This is a genomic window from Qipengyuania proteolytica (genome assembly GCF_019711565.1).
Classification (GTDB): Bacteria; Pseudomonadota; Alphaproteobacteria; order Sphingomonadales; family Sphingomonadaceae; genus Qipengyuania; species Qipengyuania proteolytica.
The window spans coordinates 866,965-885,116 of sequence record NZ_JAIGNN010000001.1 but is presented as its reverse complement, the minus strand read 5'-3'; the positions used below and the strand labels follow the sequence as shown (position 1 = coordinate 885,116).

Below are 18,152 nucleotides of genomic sequence, written 5' to 3'. Positions count from 1 at the left end.
CGCGCCCCCGCTGGCCTAGCCGATCGCCGAAAAAAGCTCGATCCGGTCGATCCTGCCAGACACCACCAGCTCGTCGTCCGGCATGATGATCGTGTCGGGCACGGCGTGTATGAAGTCTTCGCCCTTCCGCTTCACGCCGACGACCGTCACGTCGAATTTCTTCCGGCACTGGCTGGTCACCAGCGGGAGGCCGATGATCGGCTCTGGCGCCCGGAGGCGGGCAATCGCGAATTGCCCATCGAAGCTGATGAAGTCGAGCAACCGCTCGTTGACCAGATGCGCCACGCGCTCGCCCATCTTCTGTTCGGGAAATACGACGTGGTGAGCCCCGGTCCGCTCCAGGATCCGGCCATGGCGGTCGGTATTCGCTTTCGCCCAGATATTGGGCAGGCCGAGATCGACCAGCGCCAGCACGGTCAGCAGGCTGGCTTCGAGGTTCGTGCCGATCCCGACGACAGCGGTTTCGAATTCGCCCGCCCCCAGCCGGCGCAGGGTTTCCGGCTCGGTGCAGTCCGCTTCGACGACCTGGGTGATCAGGTCCTTGTGATCGCGCACGATTTCGCCATCGGCATCGGCGCCGAGCACTTCGTGACCCATCCGCTCGAGCGTGCAGGCCACCGCACTGCCGAACCGGCCCAGGCCGATGACGATGATGGGTTTGCGCGATTCAGCCGACAATTGGGTTCTCCTCGGGATAACGATAGGGGCGGTCGCTACCGCCCAGGGCAAGCGCGGTCGCAGCCGTGATGGTGCCGACCCGGCCGACGAACATCAGGATGATGAGCACGACCAGTGCCGAGGGCGGCAACTGTGCGGTAATGCCGGTCGAAAGGCCCACCGTGGCGAAGGCCGAAACGGTTTCGAAAAGTACATCGTGCAGCGGCAGGCGCGTGACCGCGGTAATGAACATCGTCGCAGACAGGACGAGCAGCAGCGCAATCGAGGCAACGGTCAGCGCCTGCCGCTCCAGCGCGTGCCCGAAGCGGCGCCCGAACATGCCGGCATCGCGGCGACGGAGTACCTCTGCCAGCACGATCGCGATCAGCACCATGAAGGTCGTGATCTTGATGCCGCCCGCAGTTCCGGCGCTGCCCCCGCCGACGAACATCAGCACGTAGTTCACCACTAGCGTCTCTTCGCGATAGGCACCCATGTCGAGGCTGTTGAAACCCGCGGTCCGCGGCATGACCGAATGAAACGCGGCGTTGAGCAGTTTCGTCCCGACCGGCATCGGGCCCAGCGTCGCGGGATTGCTCCACTCCATCGCCAGGGTGGCGACGAAACCCGACACCAGCAGGATCAGCGTCCCTGCCAGCGTCATCTTGGAATGCAGGGTCCAGTGGCGCCAGTCGCCACCATGTTCACGCCAGTCTTCCATGACCGGGAAGCCGAGCGCCGAAACGACTACCGCGAGCGCGATGGGGACGAGCACCAGGGCGTCGTTCTGGAACCCCATCACACTGTCCGAAAAGGTCGAAAAGCCGGCGTTGTTGAACGCGCTGACCGCGTGGAAGAGCCCCTGCCAGAGGGCCTGGAATGGCTGCATGTCCCACGCAGTCGCAAAACGGACCGCCAGCACGGCGGTAAGGAGCAGTTCGACTGTGAGGGTGATAACGAGGATGAGTTTGAGGACCGATCCGGTCGAAGCCAGCTTCAGACCTTCTCGTTCTACCTGCGTCGCCATCCGGTCGCGCAGGCCGAAGCCGCGTCCCGCGATCATCCCCAGCAGGCTCGCCGCGGCCATGATGCCGAACCCGCCGATCTGGAACATGGCCATGATTGCCACTTGTCCGAAGGTCGACCAGTAAACGCCGGTGTCGACCGTCACGAGCCCGGTAACCGCAACCGCGGAGGTTGCGGTGAACAGCGCGGTAAGAAAAGGCGCAGGCTCGCCCCCAGCCGTGGACCAAGGCAACATCAGAACGATCGTGCCGATACAGATCAGCCCCGCAAACAGCAGGGGAATCAGCCGGACGGGATCGCGAAGCGCGCGCTTCATGGCAGCACAATGCGTGGCCGTGCGATTAGCTCCAGACAGCCTCGGGCGGCAGGCTCATCAGGATCGCGTCGATATTGCCGCCGGTCTTCAGCCCGAACAGCGTGCCGCGGTCGTAGACGAGGTTGAATTCGGCGTAGCGGCCGCGCCATTCGAGCTGGGTCAGCTTGTCGGCGCTCGTGAAGTCGCTCTCCATCCGGCGGCGGACCAGCTTCGGATAGATGTGAAGGAAGGCCTCGCCCACATCGCGGGTGAAGGCGAAATTGCGCTCGAAGGCAGCTTCGTCGGGGCATTCGAGATGATCGTAGAAAATCCCGCCCACGCCGCGGTGGACGCCGCGGTGGGGAATGAAGAAATAGTCATCCGCCCACTTCTTGAACCGCTCGTAATAGGTCGGATTGTGCGCCGCGCAGGCGGCCCGGAAGCGGGCATGGAAATCCGCAGTGTCTTCTTCATAGGGGATCGGCGGGTTGAGATCCGCCCCGCCCCCGAACCACGCCGCCTGCGTCGTCAGGAAGCGCGTGTTCATGTGGACGGCCGGCACATGCGGGTTGGCCATATGGGCGACGAGGCTGATCCCGGTCGCGGTAAAGCCGGGCTGCTCCGCGCTGGCGCCGTTCACCTGGCCTGCAAATTCTGACGAGAAACTGCCGCGCACCGTCGAGACGTTGACGCCGACCTTCTCGAAAACCTTGCCTTTCATCAGGCCCTGCACCCCGCCGCCGGGATCTGGATTGCCTTCCTCTTCGCGCTCCCACGGCGTGTACTGGAAAGCCGCGTCGGACCCCGCTTCGCGTTCGATTGCCTCGAAGGCGGCGCAGATGCGGTCGCGCAGCGATTCAAACCAGTCTTTCGCCTGTGCGGTATGGGGTGTCCAGTCGGTCATGACGTCCTTCGTTGGTTACAGTTCGGCACCGCGACTAGGCGGCTCCTGCTCGTCCATCCTTGATATCGATCAAGGCCCGAGGCGGGGCTTGCCATCTCATCGGCGCTGCGGCAATAGCGGCGCATGGTTCCCCTTTCGTTCGCAGGCGAGGAATGGCTCCTGACAGAGGGCCGTGCGCTGTTCTGGCCGCGTGAAAACGCGTTGCTGGTCGCCGACCTGCATCTCGAGAAGGGCAGCTTCTTCGCGCGTCACGGGCAGATGGTCCCACCCTACGACAGCCGCGAGACGCTCGAGCGGGTGGCGCTGGCGATCCGCGAGACGGGGGCCCGCCGGGTGATCACGCTGGGCGACAATTTCCACGATTCGGACGGTTCGCAGCGGCTCGAAGAGCATGCTGCGGGCATGCTCGACGCGCTGACGAAGGCGGTCGACTGGGTGTGGATCACCGGCAATCACGATCCCGAGATGGAGGCCCGCCACGGCGGAACACTCGCCGACGAACTCGAGATCGGGGGCGTGATCCTGCGCCACCGGGCGAAGCGCGGAGAGACCCGGCCGGAGCTCTCCGGCCACTACCATCCGCGTCTGCAACTCAAGGTCCGCGATCGCAGCATTCGCCGGCCCTGTGCCGTGGTCAGCGCCAACGAAGGCGCGGATGGAAGGCCATCGGGCCGGATGATCCTGCCCGCCTTCGGCGCCTATACCGGCGGGATGAACGCCGCCGATCCGGCGATCCTGACCGCGCTGCAACCGGCGGAGCGGATCGACGCCGTCGTCCCGGCCAGGGGCAAACTCGCGCGCTTCACCCTGTGGCGCAGCGCGGCCTGAGTTTCACACTGGCGAAAGCCCGAGTTTCTCCCTACATAGCCACCTCGACAATCGGCAGAATCAGGAGAATGCCCCATAGCCCGTCCACCCCGGCGCAGCATGCAAATGCCCGTGAAAAGCGGCCCGCGCTACGATAACATGATCAATGTCCCCAAGGTCCGCGTGATCGATCACGAAGGCGAGAATTTGGGGGTGATGTACACCCGCGAAGCGGTCGAGCAGGCCAACGAACTGGGCCTCAACCTCGTCGAAGTGTCCCCCAATGCGGACCCGCCGGTGTGCAAGTTCCTCGACGTCGGCAAGTATCGCTACGAGGCGCAGAAGAAGGCGAACCTCGCGCGCAAGACGCAGAAGACGCAGGAAATCAAAGAGATCAAGATGCGTCCGAACATCGACGATCACGATTACGACGTGAAGATGAAGAACGTCATCAAGTTCATCGAGCATGGTGACAAGGTGAAGTGCACCTTGCGCTTCCGCGGTCGCGAGATGGCGCACCAGCAGCTCGGCATGGACCTTCTCAATCGCGTGCGCGACGACATGGAAGAACTGGCCAAGGTCGAAAGCTTCCCGCGTCTCGAAGGCCGCCAGATGGTGATGGTGCTCGCGCCGAAGTAAGGCACCCCCATCACCTGAATCAGAAAAGGCGGGCCGCACTGGCCCGCCTTTTTCGTTTGCACCAAGCCCGGGCTCAGCGGCCGATGTGCTCGTCGAGGAACTGCAGGTACGCCTCGGATGCGGTGATGCGGTTCTCCTTGCGCCGGAAGCCGTGGCCTTCGTCCGGAAACAGCACGTATTCGACAGGCACCCCGTTCGCCTTGACCGCAGCCACCAGTTCGTCGCTTTCGACCTGCAACACGCGCGGATCGTTGGCGCCCTGCACCACGAGCATCGGCTTGATGATATTGGCGGCGTGGAACAGCGGGGAGATCGCGCGATGGCGTTCCTCGTCCACTGCCGGATCGCCCATTTCGTCATACAGCGAATCGCGGAAGCTGCCCCACCACGGCGGGATCGATTTCAGGGTGCGAACCCAGTTCGTGACGCCAAATATATTGATCCCCGCGTCGAACACCTCGGGATGCAAGGCGAGCGCGGCGGCGGTCATGTAGCCGCCGTAGGAACCGCCCATCACCGCAATCCGGTCGTCCGCCACCCAGTCGAGTCCCTGAAGGAACCCTTTCGCCGCGACCACGTCGCGCAAGTCGACATCGCCGTGCTTCTTGTCGTCCATGTGGAAGAAGGTCTTGCCGTAGCCCGACGAGCCGCGATTGTTGATGGCGTACACCGCATAGCCGTTGTTGACGAGGTGCTGCACCATCGGGTTGTAACCTCGCGTGCTCTGGCCACCCGGACCACCGTGGACCAGCACGACCATGGGAGCGGGCTTCGCGGCGCTCGCGCCGTTCGGCTTGTAGAGGATGCCCGGAATCTCGACCCCGTCATAGCTCGGGAAGCGCGCGACAGTCGCCGTGACGAGGTCGGTCTCGTCAATTGCCGGGTTGAGTGCGGTGGTAAGGCGCTTGGCCGACCCGCCCGCCAGATTTGCAACGTAGATGTCGGTCGGCGAGGTGTCCGAGGTCACGGTGAAGGCGATGCGCGTTTCCTGTGGGTCGAAGCGGATCGAGCCGAGACTGCCTTCCGGCACTCCGTCGAGGGTCACCGTCTCACCGCTTCGCGTGTCGAGGATGGTGAGCGCGGTCAGCGCGTCTTCGTTGATCGCGCTCACCCGGTAGCGCCCGCTCGGCGAATACTGCAGGAAGGCGACGTCCCAGTCGGCTTCGAGGACCGGGCTCTTCGCCCCGCTGGCGAGTTCGTAGCGCCACGCCTGGTTGAATTCGCCATGCTCGTCGGTCGCGTAGATGAGCGCGGAATTGTCGCGGGTGAAGGTGTAGACGCCATGGCTGACGTTTCCATCATGCTCGGAGATCAGCACCGGCTGGGGCTCGTCGGCGGCCAGGTCGACGAGATAGAGATCGCTGTCTGCGCTCGAGATCGCCTTCGACAGGGCCACCCAGCGCCCGTCGTCCGAAATGGCGTCGACCGAGAAGCCGCCTTCATTGGTGAACAGGCGGGCCCGCTCGAAGCCGTCCGCCGCATAGCCATAGAGGTCGAATGCGGCCGGGTCGCGCTCGTTGGAAAGAATGTAGAACGTGTCGCCCGCCGCATTCCAGCCGGCGAAGGAGGCTTTCACCTTTTCGCCGGGAGTGAGGTCGATGACCGTGCCGTCTTCGGCGCGCAGAAACACATGGTTGAGCTCGTCCCCGCCGTTATCGGCGGTAAACAGCAGCCGCCCGTCGTTCGGGAAGAAGCTGGACCCGAAGGTCGCATTCCCGGTCGATGTCGTGAGCGGGACGGGATCGCCACCCTCCAGCGGCATCAGATAGGCGTTGAAGACCCCGCTCTCGTCGCTGTTCACGAGGACGTGTTTACCGTCGGGTGAGAAGTTGTAGCCGCTGGGCGATCCGACCGAGAAGGCGGTGGATTCGAAGAACTGCTCCGCAGTGTAGGTTTTCGTTGCCTGCGCCTCGGCAGTGTGGCCTTCATGCGCCATCACCATGGCTGGGGATGTCAGGGCGGCGAGCGAAATGGCGGCCAGCAGTGCTGTCGAACGCTTCATGGATGGTCTCCCGGTCTCGTTTGCACCCGATGGGTATTCCCCTTGCGCCATGCCTGCAAGCGCGGCGATTGCGCCGCGCCGGGGGCGCTGGTAGCACCCGCAGGCGAGAGGGGATCGCGCCGTCGTGACTGCCAAGACCATCGGGCTGCTACTGGGTGCCGCAGCGCTCTTGCTGAGCATTGTCCTGCCAACTCCGGAAGGCATGAGCCGGGAGGCGTTTGTTGTCGCCGGTCTCGTCGTGCTGATGGCGGCCTGGTGGATGACCGAGGCGTTGCCCCTGACCGCCACCGCGTTGATGCCGTTCCTCGTGCTGCCGTTTGCCGGGGTCATGGATGCCAAGGCCACGGCGAGCGCCTATTACTCGCCGATCCTGTTCCTGATCCTCGGTGGCGCTTTCATCGCACTCGCCATCGAGCGAACCGGGTTGCACAAGCGGCTCGCGCTCGCCTTGTTGCGCCTCGTCGGCGGGCGCGGCGGGCAGGCGGGCGTGCTGCTCGCCTTCATGGGGACAGCAGCAATCCTGTCGATGCTGATCTCGAACACCTCGACCGCGCTGATCATGATGCCGATGGCGGTCGCGGTGCTCGTCGGTGGAGGAGTTGACGATGGCGAAACGGAGGGGCTTTCGGGCGCACTCCCGATGGGCATCGCCTTCGCCGCGAGCATCGGCGGGCTCGGCACGCTGGTCGGATCGCCCACCAACGCCATCGCGGTCGGCCTGCTCGATACGCTGACGGGCACGCGCATCACATTTGCGCAGTGGGCTTTCTACGGTTTCCCCGTGGTGATCATCGGCGTGCCGCTCGCCGCCTATCTGGTCGCGCGAGTGCAGCAAGTGAGCGAGCACCCCTTCGATGCCCGGAAGGCGCGCGCCGCGATCGACACCCATGCCGCCTGGTCGAGTGCCGAAAAGCGCCTCGTTCCGGTGGTCGCGGTCACGTTTCTCTTATGGATGGGGCAGATGTGGATTGCGCCTTTCCTTCCCGAAGGCTCGCTGACCGACGGGACAATCGCCATTCTGATGGGCCTTACGCTCTTCCTGCTGCCCGACGGGACCGGCCGTCCGCTGCTCACCTGGGACGAAGCCAATCGCGCGCCCTGGGGCGTGATCATGATGTTCGGCGGCGGTCTGGCGCTGGCGGCGGGCATGGCCGAAAGCGGCCTCGCCGACTGGCTGGGGCAGGCGCTGCTGCCGCTCGAAGCCTGGCCGCTGGTGCTCGTTGCCATAGCGGTAATTGCGATGGTCGTGCTGATCACGGAATTCGCCAGCAATGTCGCCACCGCCAGCGGCATCATCCCGGTGGTCGCCGCTCTCGTCGTGGCGCTCGGGGCCGACCCCATCCTCCTCGCCATGCCTGCCGCGCTGGCTGCCAGCTGGGGCTTCATGCTGCCCGCGGGAACCGGCCCCAACGCGATCGCCTGGTCGACCGGACGCATAAGGATCGAGCGGATGGTCAAGGCGGGCCTGTTGCTCGACCTGTTCGGCATCCTGATGATCGTGGGCGTTGTGTGGGGGATGCACGGTCTTGCCGCTTGAATTTCCGCAGCGCGCTTCGTAATCGGTCGCGCGTAATCCAGGTTGCGGCGGAGAAGCGTTCCTGCGGAGGTTAGGAACGGGCGCCCCGGCAACCCTATCGGCTCCCGCCTTCCTGGGAGCGACGATACAGGAAGGATGCTCGCCCCATGAGCGACGCCACCACGATCAATGGCCGCCCCCTCAAGCCCAGCACGCTGATGATGGGCCACGGTTTCGACCCCGTCCTTTCCGAAGGCAGCCTGAAGCCTCCGATCTTCCTCACCAGCACTTTCGCCTTTCCCAGCGCTGCGGACGGCAAGCGCCATTTCGAAGGCATCACCGGAAAGCGCCCGGGCGGCGCGGACGGCCTCGTCTATTCGCGCTTCAACGCGCCGAACCAGGAAATCCTCGAAGACCGCCTGTCGATCTGGGACGGGGCCGAGGATGCGCTGAGCTTCTCCAGCGGGATGACCGCGATCTGCGTGCTCCTGCTGACCTATGCCAGCCAAGGCGACGTGATCGTTCATTCCGGCCCGCTCTACGCCGCTACCGAAGGTTTCGTCGCCAAGTGGATGTCGCGCTGGGGCGTGAGCTATGTCGACTTCCCCGCCGGTGCGACGCGAGAGCAGATCGATGCGGTGCTGGACAGGGCAAAGGCGCAGGCGGCGGAGAACGGTGGCAAGGTGGCGATGGTCTACCTCGAAAGCCCCGGCAATCCGACCAATGCGCTGGTCGATGTCGAAGCGGTGCGCGCCGCGGTCGATGCGGCCGGCCTCGACTGCCCGATCGCGATCGACAACACCTTCCTCGGTCCGCTGTGGCAGCGTCCGTTGGAGCATGGCGCGGATATCGTCTGCTACTCGCTCACGAAGTACGTCGGCGGCCATTCGGACCTCGTCGCAGGCAGCATCGCCGGCGCGAAAAAGTGGATGGATCCCGTCCGGATGCTGCGTAACACCATGGGCGGCATTTGCGATCCCAACACCGCGTGGATGCTGTGCCGCAGCCTCGAGACCGTGGAACTGCGCATGCAGCGGGCGGGCGACAATGCGGCGAAGGTCTGTGAATTCCTGTCTAAGCACCCGAAGGTCGAAGGCCTTGGCTATCTCGGCATGATCAAGGATGCGCGGCAGCAGGACATTTACGATCGCCACTGTCTCGGCGCAGGATCGACCTTCTCGCTGCTGCTCAGGGGCGGCGAGGCGGAATGTTTCCGCTTCCTCGACGCTCTGAAGATCGCCAAGCTCGCGGTCAGCCTCGGCGGGACCGAGACGCTGGCAAGCCACCCGGCCTCGATGACGCATCTTTCGGTCCCCGACGAGCGCAAGGCGGCGCTGGGCATCGGCGACAACCTCATCCGTATCTCGATCGGCATCGAGGACCCGGACGACCTTATCGCCGACTTCGAACAGGCGTTGGAGGCGGTCTGACCCGCATCGGCTTCCTAGCTTGCGCGGATACCCTCCCCGGCGCAGGCCCGCGCCGGGGAGACGCGTTCGAGCACGATCTCGAAGTCGCAGCGCTGCGCCCTGCCTTTGCGGAGGCAGGGCTGGAACTGGTCGAGATCGACTGGCGCGCGCCGATGGAGCAGTTCGACACGATGGCCATGGTCCTGCTCGGCACCGCGTGGGACTACCAGGATCATCCAAACGAGTTTCTCGCCCGGCTGGAGGCGCTTGCCACGCGCGGCATTGCAGTGTGCAACCCGCCCGAGGTCGTGCGCTGGAACGCGAACAAGCGCTATTTACGCGACCTTGCAGAGCGCGGCGCGACGATTGTCCCGACCCTCTGGCGCGAGGACATTGATTGCGCCGGCGTGCTTGCGGCTATGGACGAGTTCGCGACCGACCGGCTCGTGGTGAAACGGCAGGTGGGCGCGGGCGGCCTCGGCCAGCACAGTTTCAGCCGCGCCGCTTTGCCCGAAGCGGACTGGCGCATGGGCCGCCCCTGCATGGTCCAGCCGTTCCTGCCCAGCGTGGTCGAGGAAGGAGAATACACCTTCCTCTTCATCGACGGCCATTTCAGCCACGGCGTGCTCAAGCGGGCCGCCGAGGGCGAGTATCGCATCCAGTCGCTCTACGGCGGCTACGAGTGCGACTACGCGCCGACAGCCGAGGATCTGGATACGGCTCGGGCGGTAGTCGCCGCCCTGCCGTTTCCCGCACCGCTCTATTGCCGGATCGACATGGCGCGCCTGCCCACCGGCGAACTCGCGGTAATGGAGGCGGAGATGATCGAGCCGTATCTCTATCCGCAGCAGGGGCCGCATCTGGGCGAGCTGCTGGCGAAGGCGATTGTCCGCATGCACCTGTGAGGCTGTTTCGAAGTCAAGTCTTCTTCAACGCTTGGGGAGTATGAGGCGGTTATGGAATGGCGTGACTACTCCCTCCTCGAGATCGCAGCAGCCTGCCTTGCAGGCGCGGCGATCTTTGCAGCGACGCTCTATTTCGGCAGCCTTCCGGGCCTGCCGTGGGAAGGAAAGCCGCTGACCGGCTTCCTGCACTTCGTCGTCGACGTGATTGGGGGTGTCACAGCCGCAGCGCTCGTCATCGGTGCGATCCTGCCGGCGGCGCTACTCAACCAGTTGCGCAAGCGCCGGATGGCGCGCGAGGCGAAGGCCGCAGACGACGCAGTCGAGGCCGAGATGGCGGCTGCGCCGCCTCGTCGCCGTGCGTTCGCTATGCCGGTCGAAGGGACTACAGCCGGCGAAGATGAGCTCCAGAAGGCTCAAACCAAGGGCGAAATCGCCATTCTTCTTGGCGCGCAGGAGGGGTCGCCTGAAGCAGAAGATGCGCGCCCCGCCGACACGGACGATTATGCGGCACTGCTCACCGGAATTGTCGAGGCCAATGCGCCGCCTCCGCCCCACGATGGCCCGCTGCCATCGGACATATCGACCGCGCGGGCGCACGCGATCGTGTTGCGTGAGCTCTATCCGCCCAAACCAGGCGCGGGCCTGTCCTTTTACGGAGGGCTACCGGTGGCCTTCGAAGGATTCCCATGGCCCCGTGGCGCGGATGGACGGCCGTTGCATTTCATGATGCAGTGGGACTGTACCGACCTTGCGGCAATCGACCCGACCGGCCTGTTTCCGAAAAGCGGCGCGCTCTATTTCTTCCTCGACTTCCGCTGGGGGAAGGACGACGGCTTCCGGTTTCTCCACGTGCCGGGCCCGGGGGACGATTGGGTGCAGATCCACCCGCCCGGGGACTTGGGCCCCGTGCATGAAGACCAGGGCGCTTGGCAGATGGCGGGATGCACCGCCAAGGTGGACGATCCGGACCGCTTCGTCCCCCGGCTGATGCCGCACTTCCCCTTTGCTCCGGTGTTGGTGGATTTCCCTGCCCCCCAGAGCGACGACCCGCAAGAGCGCTGGTTCTGGGGCGGCGGCGAGGAACTCGCGGAGCGGCTGCTCGCCGCGCAGGATTCGCTCGGCGATCCGCTCTGGACGCATCGGCCGGACGAAAAATTGTCCCCCTTCGATCGCCCCTTCGAGGCCTTCCCCCACGATTTCGGCGCGATCCGGGTTCTTGCCGCGAAAGCCATCGACGAACTCACCAGCTTCCGGCTTGCCCGCCGCCCGGGTACCTTGTCCGATCTGACCGAAGAGCAGAAAGCCGCACGGCTTTCCGAATGGCTCGAACAGGCAAAGGAACTCTACGAGTTCGCCGGGCACCAGTGCTCGACCGGACGGGTCGATCCGGACCTTTCGCTGCAGGTATGGCAGTGGGTCGAACAGCTCGAACCGGTGTTCCGCCTGAACCTGCGCGACACGACGCTGGCGTCGGTGAACCTCAGCCTCGGCAACGGCAGCGTCGCGGTCGAGGCGATCCCTCGCGAATGGATCGATCGCAATTCGCTCGGCCATGCCATCGCGCATGCCTATGACCGGCTCGAGTATCCCGACTGGTCGATCCCCGACGCTGCGAAGGTCTACGAAGAGCGCAAGGCGGCAGGCGAGCTGGCGATCGTCCGGCAGGTCTTCGCGCCCGATCCTCCGCGCATGCTCGGCCCCGCAAGCTACGTGCAGGGCTACGTCGAGGATTTGGTTGACGACCACATCCTCCTGCTCGAGCTATCCTCGCGCGATGCGCTGGGCCATCATTTCGGCGAAGGGGTGCTGCAATATCTGATCCGTCCAGCGGACCTCGCCGCACGCAAGTTCGGCGAAGTGAAAGCAGTGATCAGCGCCTATTGAGGCGCTTCAGCCCTTCCACTCGCGGCGCTCCTCCGCCACCTTGAGCACCTCGTAGGCGACCTGCAGTTTCTGGAACTCGGCCGCTGCATCGCTGTCCCCCGGTTTCACATCGGGGTGAACCAGCTTGGCCTTTTCGCGCCAGGCCTTCTTGATCGCCGGGAAGTCGGCATCCGCTTCCAGTTCCAGGAGGTCGAGCGCGCGCATCTCGTCGCGGCTGCGCGAACCGTCGCCGCTGCCAGCCCAGCCATAATGCTGCGCCTCGGCATAGCCCGCATTCTCGCTGCGTTCGGCCTTCGCGCGCGCTTCCTTCTCGGCCTTGTCGAGGCCTTCGAAATAGTCCCACTTGGAATTGTATTCGGCGGCATGCTTCTGGCAGAAGTACCATCGATCCGGGCTGTTCGGGGCCTTGGGCGCAGGGCAGTCGCCCGGCTCGTCGCAACCATGCCGGTCGCAGATGCGCACGCTGGTCGCCTCCCGTGACGAGCCGTAGCCGCGCCAGCGCGGGAAACCCCAGTCGTTGGAGCGCCGGGCCTTAGGCATGGCCGGGAAAAGTCGTTTGTCGAAGTGGCATGGCGGTCAATCTAGGCGCGCTGGCGTTTCGCGCAAGCTTGGGGAACCAGTTTCAATGTGAAATGTTGCGTTGCAGTAAGTTTTGTTAACCCGACCCTGCCAATCGCCACCGCCAGAGAAGAGAGCATGAGCAAGCAACTGTCCCTGTCCGCCCATATCAGCACCGCGCTTATGGCGGTGTTCGTGTTCGCGGTGGCCTTCGGCGGTTCCGATGTGGAGCTGCCTGCGGACCGTCCCGGCGCGACTCCGCTGGTTGGACTCACTATCGGTCGCTGACCAGTCCCATCCCCCCAAGCGACAGTTTGAAGGGCTCCCATCGTGACGGGAGCCCTTCTTCGTTGCTGGCTGAATGACTAAGCCTAGTTGATAACGATCGTGGCGGCGCGGCGGTTCTGCGCCCAGGCAGACTCGGACGAACCCAGCGCGACCGGACGTTCCTTGCCGTAGCTCACCGTGCGGATACGGTTGGCGGGGATACCGATCGAGACCAGGTAGTTTTTCGCGGCATTGGCGCGGCGTTCACCCAGCGCGAGGTTGTATTCGCGCGTGCCGCGTTCGTCGGCATGGCCTTCGATCGTAAAATTGAGCTGCGGATACTGGCTGAAGTACTGGCCCTGCACCTGCAGCTTGGCCGAATCCTCGGCGTCGATGTTGTACCGGTCGGTGTCGAAATAGACAGTCGTGTTCGTCACGCCCACGGCATCGACGAAGTGCTGCTGCGTTCCCACGCTCGGTCCGGTGGGTGCTGTGGGCGTCGGCGTGGCGGTCTCGACCGGCGGCGGCGGCAGTTCCTCCGGTGCCTTCTTGGCACACGCGCCGAGCGCGATGGTCGAAGCAAGCATCAGTCCTGTTGCAATGCGGGTATTCATAGGCTGTCCCCTTTTAAACAGCGTGGTCAACTCGGTTTGCCCCCCCGAATCCATCCCCTGAAGCTTTCAATGCACTTACGGCAGGATCGGTCCCCACGCCGGGTCCGAACCGTCGACAGGCGTCGCCAGGCGGCGCTCGTTCTCGCCGGTGAGGTCGACTTGCCACAAGCCGGTCTTGCCGCTGTTCCGTTCGGTGCGGAAGAACTGAATGATGCGGCCGTTGGGCGCCCAGGTCGGCGCCTCGTCCTGCCAGCCACGCGTCAGAGTGCGTACGCTGCCACCCGACGGCGTCATGACCGAGACGTTGAAAGTGCTCGCATTGGTGAAGGCGATCTGGTCGCCGCGCGGGCTCCATTCGGGCGTGGCGCAGCGCCCGCCGAAGAAGCTGATGCGGCGCTGGTTGGTACCGTCGGCGTCCATCACATAGCACTGCTGGCTGCCCGAACGGTCGCTTTCGAACACGATCCGGCTGCCGTCGGGCGAATAGGACCCGCCGATATCGATGCCGGGCGTATCGGTGAGGCGGCGCGGTTCGCCGCCGGTCGACGGCACGCGGTAGATGTCGGTATTGCCGTTGACCGCCATCGAATAGAGGATCCACCGCCCATCCGGGCTCCAGCGCGGGGCGAAGGTCGGATTGGTGCTCTGCGTCACCAGCGTCTGCCGACCGGTGCCGATGTCGTAGACATAGATGCGCGGATTGCCGTCGACGTAGCTGAGATAGGACAGCTTCTTGTAATCGGGCGAGTAGCGCGGCGTCAGCGCGGTCGAACGGCCGGTGGTGATGAAGCGGTGGTTCGCCCCGTCGCTGTCCATGATCGCGAGCCGCTTCGTCCGGTTATCCTTGGGGCCGGTTTCGGCGATGTAGGCGATGCGGCTGTCGAAGAACGGGCTCTCGCCGGAGAGGCGCGAATAGATGAGGTCGGCGCATTTGTGTGCCGCGCGGCGCCAGTCGGCCGGCTGGACCACCCAGCCTTCGCGCACCAGCTGCTGCTCGAGCGCCATGTCGTAGAGATAGCAGCCCACCGTCAGCTTGTCGTCGCTGCGCGCACGGACATAACCGTGGACGAGCATTTCCGCGCCGCGGTTGGACCAGGTCGGGTAGTTCGGCGCGGTGATCTCGGCGAACCGCGGCTGCGGCAGGGCATCGGGCCCGGTCGGCTTGAACAGGCCGTTGTTCCTGAGATCGGCAGTGATGACCCGGGCGAGTTCCTTGCCCAGCGCAGCAGTGCCGCTGGAATTGGCCGGTGTGGGCACGTCAGCGTCGGTAGCGAAGCCGGGAATCGCGATCCCGAGGTCGTCGAGATTGCCTTCGAAGCTGACCGAGCCGGTCAAACCCTCGCCCCCATCGACCGTCTCGACCTCGCCGCCTTCGGGGACGGGCTGGCCAAGATCCTGGTTCTGCGCAGCCAAAGGTGCCGCGAGAAAACCGAGTGTAGCCAGAATTACGTACTTCATTGGGACAGTCTCCAGTCGAAACCGAATGGGCCGACGAGCTTCCAGGCCTCGTAATATTCGGGCGGCAAGTCGTCGAAGGGGGCAGCCAGCTGGACCGCGCGGATTGCCTGTTCGGCATGCCGGTTCGCCTGTGCACGGTTGGTGTCGTTCACGCCGGTCTGGCGGATCATCTCGGGTCGGCCGGCTAGGCTGCCGTCAGGATTGAGCCGGAAGCGCAGATAGGTAGTGATTTTCTCTACCTCGGGTCCGCTTGGCGGCTCCCAGCGCGGCTTGATCCTGCGCGCGATCGCCTGGACGAGCGAAGCCTTGGCGCTCGCGCCGATCCGCGAGGCGGGCACACGGGTCTCGTTCGTGCTCGTGCTGCTACCGGCACCCTCGAGAAAATTGTCGCCGAGGCGCGATCCGCCGCTGCGCTCGCGGTTGCGTGGCTGCGCCTGCGTCCGCGGCGCATCCGGGCGGCGTGTCTCGCGCGGCTGCGCACGGGGCGCAGGGATCGTCGACTGCACGCGCGGCACCGGGGGCGCAACTTCGCGCGGGATCGGCTGTTCGACCTGCGGCGAGGGTGCCGGGATATCGGACATCGTCGGAGCGACGGCTGCGCGACTCTCAGGCACGGGTTCGGGTGCGGTATCTTCCAGGCCGACGTCTTCGGTGAGGCTGACGGTCATGCGCGCCGGCTTTTCGAATACCGGCTGCGGCAGCATGGCACGGATTACGAGGGCGGCGAGCAGCGCGAGATGAAGCGCCACGGCAACGATCAGCCCCGTGCGTTCCTCTGCCCTGATGCCTGTCCTCTCCATGGTTACCGGCTATTCCTCGTCCGATGAACGGGCGTTGACCGGCGCGCCGGCACCCGCGCTGCTCGTCACGAGCGAAATGCGGTTCAGCCCGGCGCGGTTGAGCTCTCCCATGACCGCCATGACACGTCCGTAATCGAGCGCGCGGTCGGCGCGCAGCGTGATATCCGGCCCTTCGCCCGTGCGCGGCAGTGCGGCCAGCGCTTCGGGAAGACCTCCGACTGTGACCTGGTTGTCGTCGATATAGACATAGCCCGCTTCGTCGATGCTGATCGTCACCTGCTGCTGCTCCTGCGGCAGGGCTGCGGCGCGGCTGTCGGGCAGGTTGATCGGCACGCCTGCGGTCAGCAGCGGTGCGGTCACCATGAAGATGATCAGCAGCACCAGCATGACATCGACAAGCGGCGTGACGTTGATCTCGGACATCGGCCGGCGACCGCCGCCGCGCCCGCGCCGCCTGCGCCCTCCGCCAGAGGCGATTCCCATCGCCATTCAGCGCGCCTCCAGCTGGCGACTGAAGGTGGCCGAGAGCTTGTCGGCGAAGCGCTGCAGCCGCGCTTCGTAGCGGTCTACGCGGTGACTAAAGCGGTTGTAGGCGATCACCGCGGGAATGGCTGCAAACAGGCCGATGGCCGTGGCGAACAGCGCCTCCGAAATACCGGGCGCGACCACGGCGAGCGAGCTGCTTTCCTGCGCGCCGATCTGGAAGAAGCTGTTCATGATGCCCCAGACGGTCCCGAACAGGCCCACAAATGGTGCAACCGCGCCGACCGTGGCGAGGAAGTTCAGGCGCTCGGCGATATCGTCGGCTTCCAGCGCGATCTGGCTGTCCATGGCAGTCGCGATCCGTCCGCGCAGCGCTTCGGGGTCGCGCACTGCGGTCTTGGTCGACTTGCGCCACTCGGCCACCGCAGCCTGGGCGACGCGCGCGGCGGGAATATCCTTGTTGCCGCGCTCGGATGTGAAGCGGTCGAAATTGTCCGCCTGCCAGAAATCGGTCTCATAGGCGATGGTGCGCTTGCGCAGGGTCGCCATGCGGAGGCTGAAGCTGACGATGATGGTCCAGACCCAGACGCTGGCGAGCAGCAGGCCCGCCATGACGAGTTGCACCACGATGTCCGCGTCGAGGAACAGCTGGACGGGATCGAGCCGGGTCGGGGCCGCGGCGGCAAGCATGGAAAGTGTCGTCATCGGTCCTCTTGGGTGCCAAAACGCGCGAAGGCCGCGCGCCATTCGTCGGGCTGCCGGATCGGCTTGCCCTCTGGGGAAACGAAGCCGACGCGCAAGTGTGCCTCGGCCAGGAGTTCGTCGCCACGAAAGGCCTTCTGGCGCATGCGGCAGGATGCGGCGCGCAACTCGGTGCAGACGGTTTCGATCAGCACGTCGTCGTCGAGTTTCGCGGGCCGCAGGTATTTGAGCGTCAGTTCGCTGACGGCATAGGCGCCGCCCCCGCTCTCGATCGCCGCGCGCTGGTCTATCTCGAGCCGGCGCAGCAGGTCGCTGCGCGCCCGTTCGAACCAGCGCAGGTAGTTGGCATGATAGGTGATGCCCGAGAGGTCGGTGTCCTCGTAATAGACACGCACCGCGTACAGGTGGCGGCTGCCGTCGATCACTCCGTCTGGGGGGTTGGGCATGGTCATGCGTCCCCCGCCTCTAGCCGAGGGCCGAGTCGCCCCGCAACGGCAAACGACGAAGCGGGTATTCTGAGCGACTAGCGCCGCAGGATCATCGGGCCCAACGGCTGCCCGCCGAAGATATGGACATGGAGGTGCGGCACTTCCTGCCCGCCATGCGCGCCGATGTTGGCCATCATGCGATAGCCGGGCTCGACCAGCCCCTTGTCGCGCGCGACCGTCCCGACAGCGCGGATGAAGCCCGCAATCTCTTCTGCCGGAGCATGCTTGCTGAAATCATCCCAGCTGACATAGCGACCCTTGGGGATCACCAGCATATGCACTTCGGCCTGCGGGTTGATGTCCTCGAAGGCATAGGCCCACTCGTCTTCGTACACCTTGGTCGAGGGGATTTCCCCGCGCAGGATCTTCGCGAAGATATTGCTATCGTCATAGGGCTGGGTCGGGTCGATCGGCATTATGCGCTCCGCGAATTCTTCTCGTCGATACCGCTGGTGCCTTCGCGCCGGTCGAGTTCGGCCAGCACCTCGGCAAGGCTCACGTTCTTGGCGCCCAGCAGCACCATCAGGTGGAACAGCACATCGGCCGCTTCGCCGACGAGTTCCTCGCGGCTTCCCGCGAGGGCTGCGGTGATGGTTTCGACCGCTTCCTCGCCCAGCTTGCGCGCCATGACGGGCAGGCCGCGATGGTTCAGTTGGGCGACATAACTGGTCGAGGGATCTGCACCGCGACGGGTGGCGATGGTGGCTTCTAGGCGCGTGAGCGTATCCATGCCCGCGC

At 65.0% G+C, this 18,152-nt stretch carries 20 protein-coding genes; 7 read left to right on the top strand and 13 right to left on the bottom strand.

The window, feature by feature from the left end; genetic code table 11:
* Positions 1-15: 15 nt before the first annotated feature.
* The 3 genes from K3172_RS04360 to hemF are packed head-to-tail and all read right to left on the bottom strand — an operon-like array spanning position 16 to position 2,882.
* Positions 16-678: a potassium channel family protein gene (locus K3172_RS04360; protein WP_221587311.1), complete on the bottom strand. Its 663-nt coding sequence runs from the start codon at positions 676-678 to the stop codon at positions 16-18.
* Positions 668-1,999 carry a TrkH family potassium uptake protein gene (locus tag K3172_RS04355; protein ID WP_221587309.1) on the bottom strand — a complete coding sequence of 444 codons (1,332 nt, stop codon included), beginning with the start codon at positions 1,997-1,999 and terminating at the stop codon, positions 668-670. Before K3172_RS04355 ends, K3172_RS04360 begins: the two co-directional genes overlap by 11 nt.
* A 25-nt stretch (positions 2,000-2,024) precedes the next feature.
* Positions 2,025-2,882: an oxygen-dependent coproporphyrinogen oxidase gene (gene hemF, locus K3172_RS04350; protein ID WP_221587307.1), complete on the bottom strand. Its 858-nt coding sequence runs from the start codon at positions 2,880-2,882 to the stop codon at positions 2,025-2,027.
* Between the two features lie 123 nt (positions 2,883-3,005).
* Between hemF and pdeM the strand changes: the two genes are divergently transcribed.
* Positions 3,006-3,710: a ligase-associated DNA damage response endonuclease PdeM gene (gene pdeM / locus K3172_RS04345; RefSeq protein WP_221587306.1), complete on the top strand. Its 705-nt coding sequence runs from the start codon at positions 3,006-3,008 to the stop codon at positions 3,708-3,710.
* Positions 3,711-3,809: 99 nt separating this feature from the next.
* Entirely contained in the window at positions 3,810-4,328 is a 519-nt protein-coding gene (gene infC, locus K3172_RS04340) for a translation initiation factor IF-3 (RefSeq protein WP_221587304.1), read from the top strand.
* 73 nt (positions 4,329-4,401) lie between these two features.
* On the opposite strand, the gene K3172_RS04335 is transcribed toward infC, so the two are convergent.
* The gene (locus K3172_RS04335; protein WP_221587302.1) at positions 4,402-6,330 is read right to left on the bottom strand and encodes a S9 family peptidase; all 1,929 of its coding nucleotides are present in this window, start codon (positions 6,328-6,330) and stop codon (positions 4,402-4,404) included.
* 124 nt (positions 6,331-6,454) lie between these two features.
* Here K3172_RS04335 and K3172_RS04330 point away from each other — a divergent pair, with 124 nt between their 5' ends.
* The 4 genes from K3172_RS04330 to K3172_RS04315 all read left to right on the top strand — a co-directional run bounded on the left by K3172_RS04330 (position 6,455) and on the right by K3172_RS04315 (position 12,044).
* Positions 6,455-7,867 carry an SLC13 family permease gene (locus K3172_RS04330; protein ID WP_221587300.1) on the top strand — a complete coding sequence of 471 codons (1,413 nt, stop codon included), beginning with the start codon at positions 6,455-6,457 and terminating at the stop codon, positions 7,865-7,867.
* Between the two features lie 146 nt (positions 7,868-8,013).
* Complete coding sequence (locus K3172_RS04325) at positions 8,014-9,276, top strand: cystathionine gamma-synthase family protein (RefSeq protein WP_221587298.1); 1,263 nt, start codon at positions 8,014-8,016, stop codon at positions 9,274-9,276.
* Between the two features lie 152 nt (positions 9,277-9,428).
* Positions 9,429-10,160, top strand: a complete 732-nt coding sequence (locus tag K3172_RS04320; protein WP_247717920.1) for an ATP-grasp domain-containing protein — start codon at positions 9,429-9,431, stop codon at positions 10,158-10,160.
* A 51-nt stretch (positions 10,161-10,211) separates the two neighbouring features.
* Positions 10,212-12,044 (top strand): DUF1963 domain-containing protein, encoded by a 1,833-nt coding sequence (locus K3172_RS04315; RefSeq protein ID WP_221587297.1) that lies wholly within the window; start codon positions 10,212-10,214, stop codon positions 12,042-12,044.
* A 6-nt stretch (positions 12,045-12,050) separates the two neighbouring features.
* Here the strand turns inward: K3172_RS04315 and K3172_RS04310 are convergent, their stop codons facing one another.
* Positions 12,051-12,584, bottom strand: coding sequence for a J domain-containing protein (locus K3172_RS04310; protein ID WP_221587295.1), 534 nt, complete (start codon positions 12,582-12,584; stop codon positions 12,051-12,053).
* A gap of 156 nt (positions 12,585-12,740) precedes the next feature.
* Between K3172_RS04310 and K3172_RS04305 the strand changes: the two genes are divergently transcribed.
* Positions 12,741-12,890: a hypothetical protein gene (locus K3172_RS04305; RefSeq protein WP_221587293.1), complete on the top strand. Its 150-nt coding sequence runs from the start codon at positions 12,741-12,743 to the stop codon at positions 12,888-12,890.
* An 83-nt stretch (positions 12,891-12,973) separates the two neighbouring features.
* Here K3172_RS04305 and pal read toward each other — a convergent pair whose 3' ends face one another.
* The 8 genes from pal to K3172_RS04265 all read right to left on the bottom strand — a co-directional run bounded on the left by pal (position 12,974) and on the right by K3172_RS04265 (position 18,144).
* Entirely contained in the window at positions 12,974-13,483 is a 510-nt protein-coding gene (gene pal, locus K3172_RS04300; RefSeq protein ID WP_221587292.1) for a peptidoglycan-associated lipoprotein Pal, read from the bottom strand.
* Between the two features lie 75 nt (positions 13,484-13,558).
* Positions 13,559-14,968 (bottom strand): Tol-Pal system beta propeller repeat protein TolB, encoded by a 1,410-nt coding sequence (gene tolB / locus K3172_RS04295; protein ID WP_425594700.1) that lies wholly within the window; start codon positions 14,966-14,968, stop codon positions 13,559-13,561.
* A complete protein-coding gene (locus K3172_RS04290; RefSeq protein WP_221587288.1) occupies positions 14,938-15,741 on the bottom strand; it encodes an energy transducer TonB in 804 nt (267 codons plus the stop codon). The genes tolB and K3172_RS04290 overlap by 31 nt, the downstream gene beginning before the upstream one ends.
* A 9-nt stretch (positions 15,742-15,750) precedes the next feature.
* Entirely contained in the window at positions 15,751-16,230 is a 480-nt protein-coding gene (locus K3172_RS04285) for an ExbD/TolR family protein (protein WP_221587286.1), read from the bottom strand.
* Positions 16,231-16,929 carry a protein TolQ gene (tolQ, locus tag K3172_RS04280; RefSeq protein ID WP_221587284.1) on the bottom strand — a complete coding sequence of 233 codons (699 nt, stop codon included), beginning with the start codon at positions 16,927-16,929 and terminating at the stop codon, positions 16,231-16,233. It lies immediately after the preceding gene.
* Positions 16,926-17,378 carry a YbgC/FadM family acyl-CoA thioesterase gene (locus K3172_RS04275; protein ID WP_221587282.1) on the bottom strand — a complete coding sequence of 151 codons (453 nt, stop codon included), beginning with the start codon at positions 17,376-17,378 and terminating at the stop codon, positions 16,926-16,928. The genes tolQ and K3172_RS04275 overlap by 4 nt, the downstream gene beginning before the upstream one ends.
* A 71-nt stretch (positions 17,379-17,449) precedes the next feature.
* A complete protein-coding gene (locus K3172_RS04270; RefSeq protein WP_221587280.1) occupies positions 17,450-17,830 on the bottom strand; it encodes a histidine triad nucleotide-binding protein in 381 nt (126 codons plus the stop codon).
* Positions 17,830-18,144 (bottom strand): phosphoribosyl-ATP diphosphatase, encoded by a 315-nt coding sequence (locus K3172_RS04265; RefSeq protein ID WP_221587279.1) that lies wholly within the window; start codon positions 18,142-18,144, stop codon positions 17,830-17,832. Before K3172_RS04265 ends, K3172_RS04270 begins: the two co-directional genes overlap by 1 nt.
* Positions 18,145-18,152: the final 8 nt, after the last annotated feature.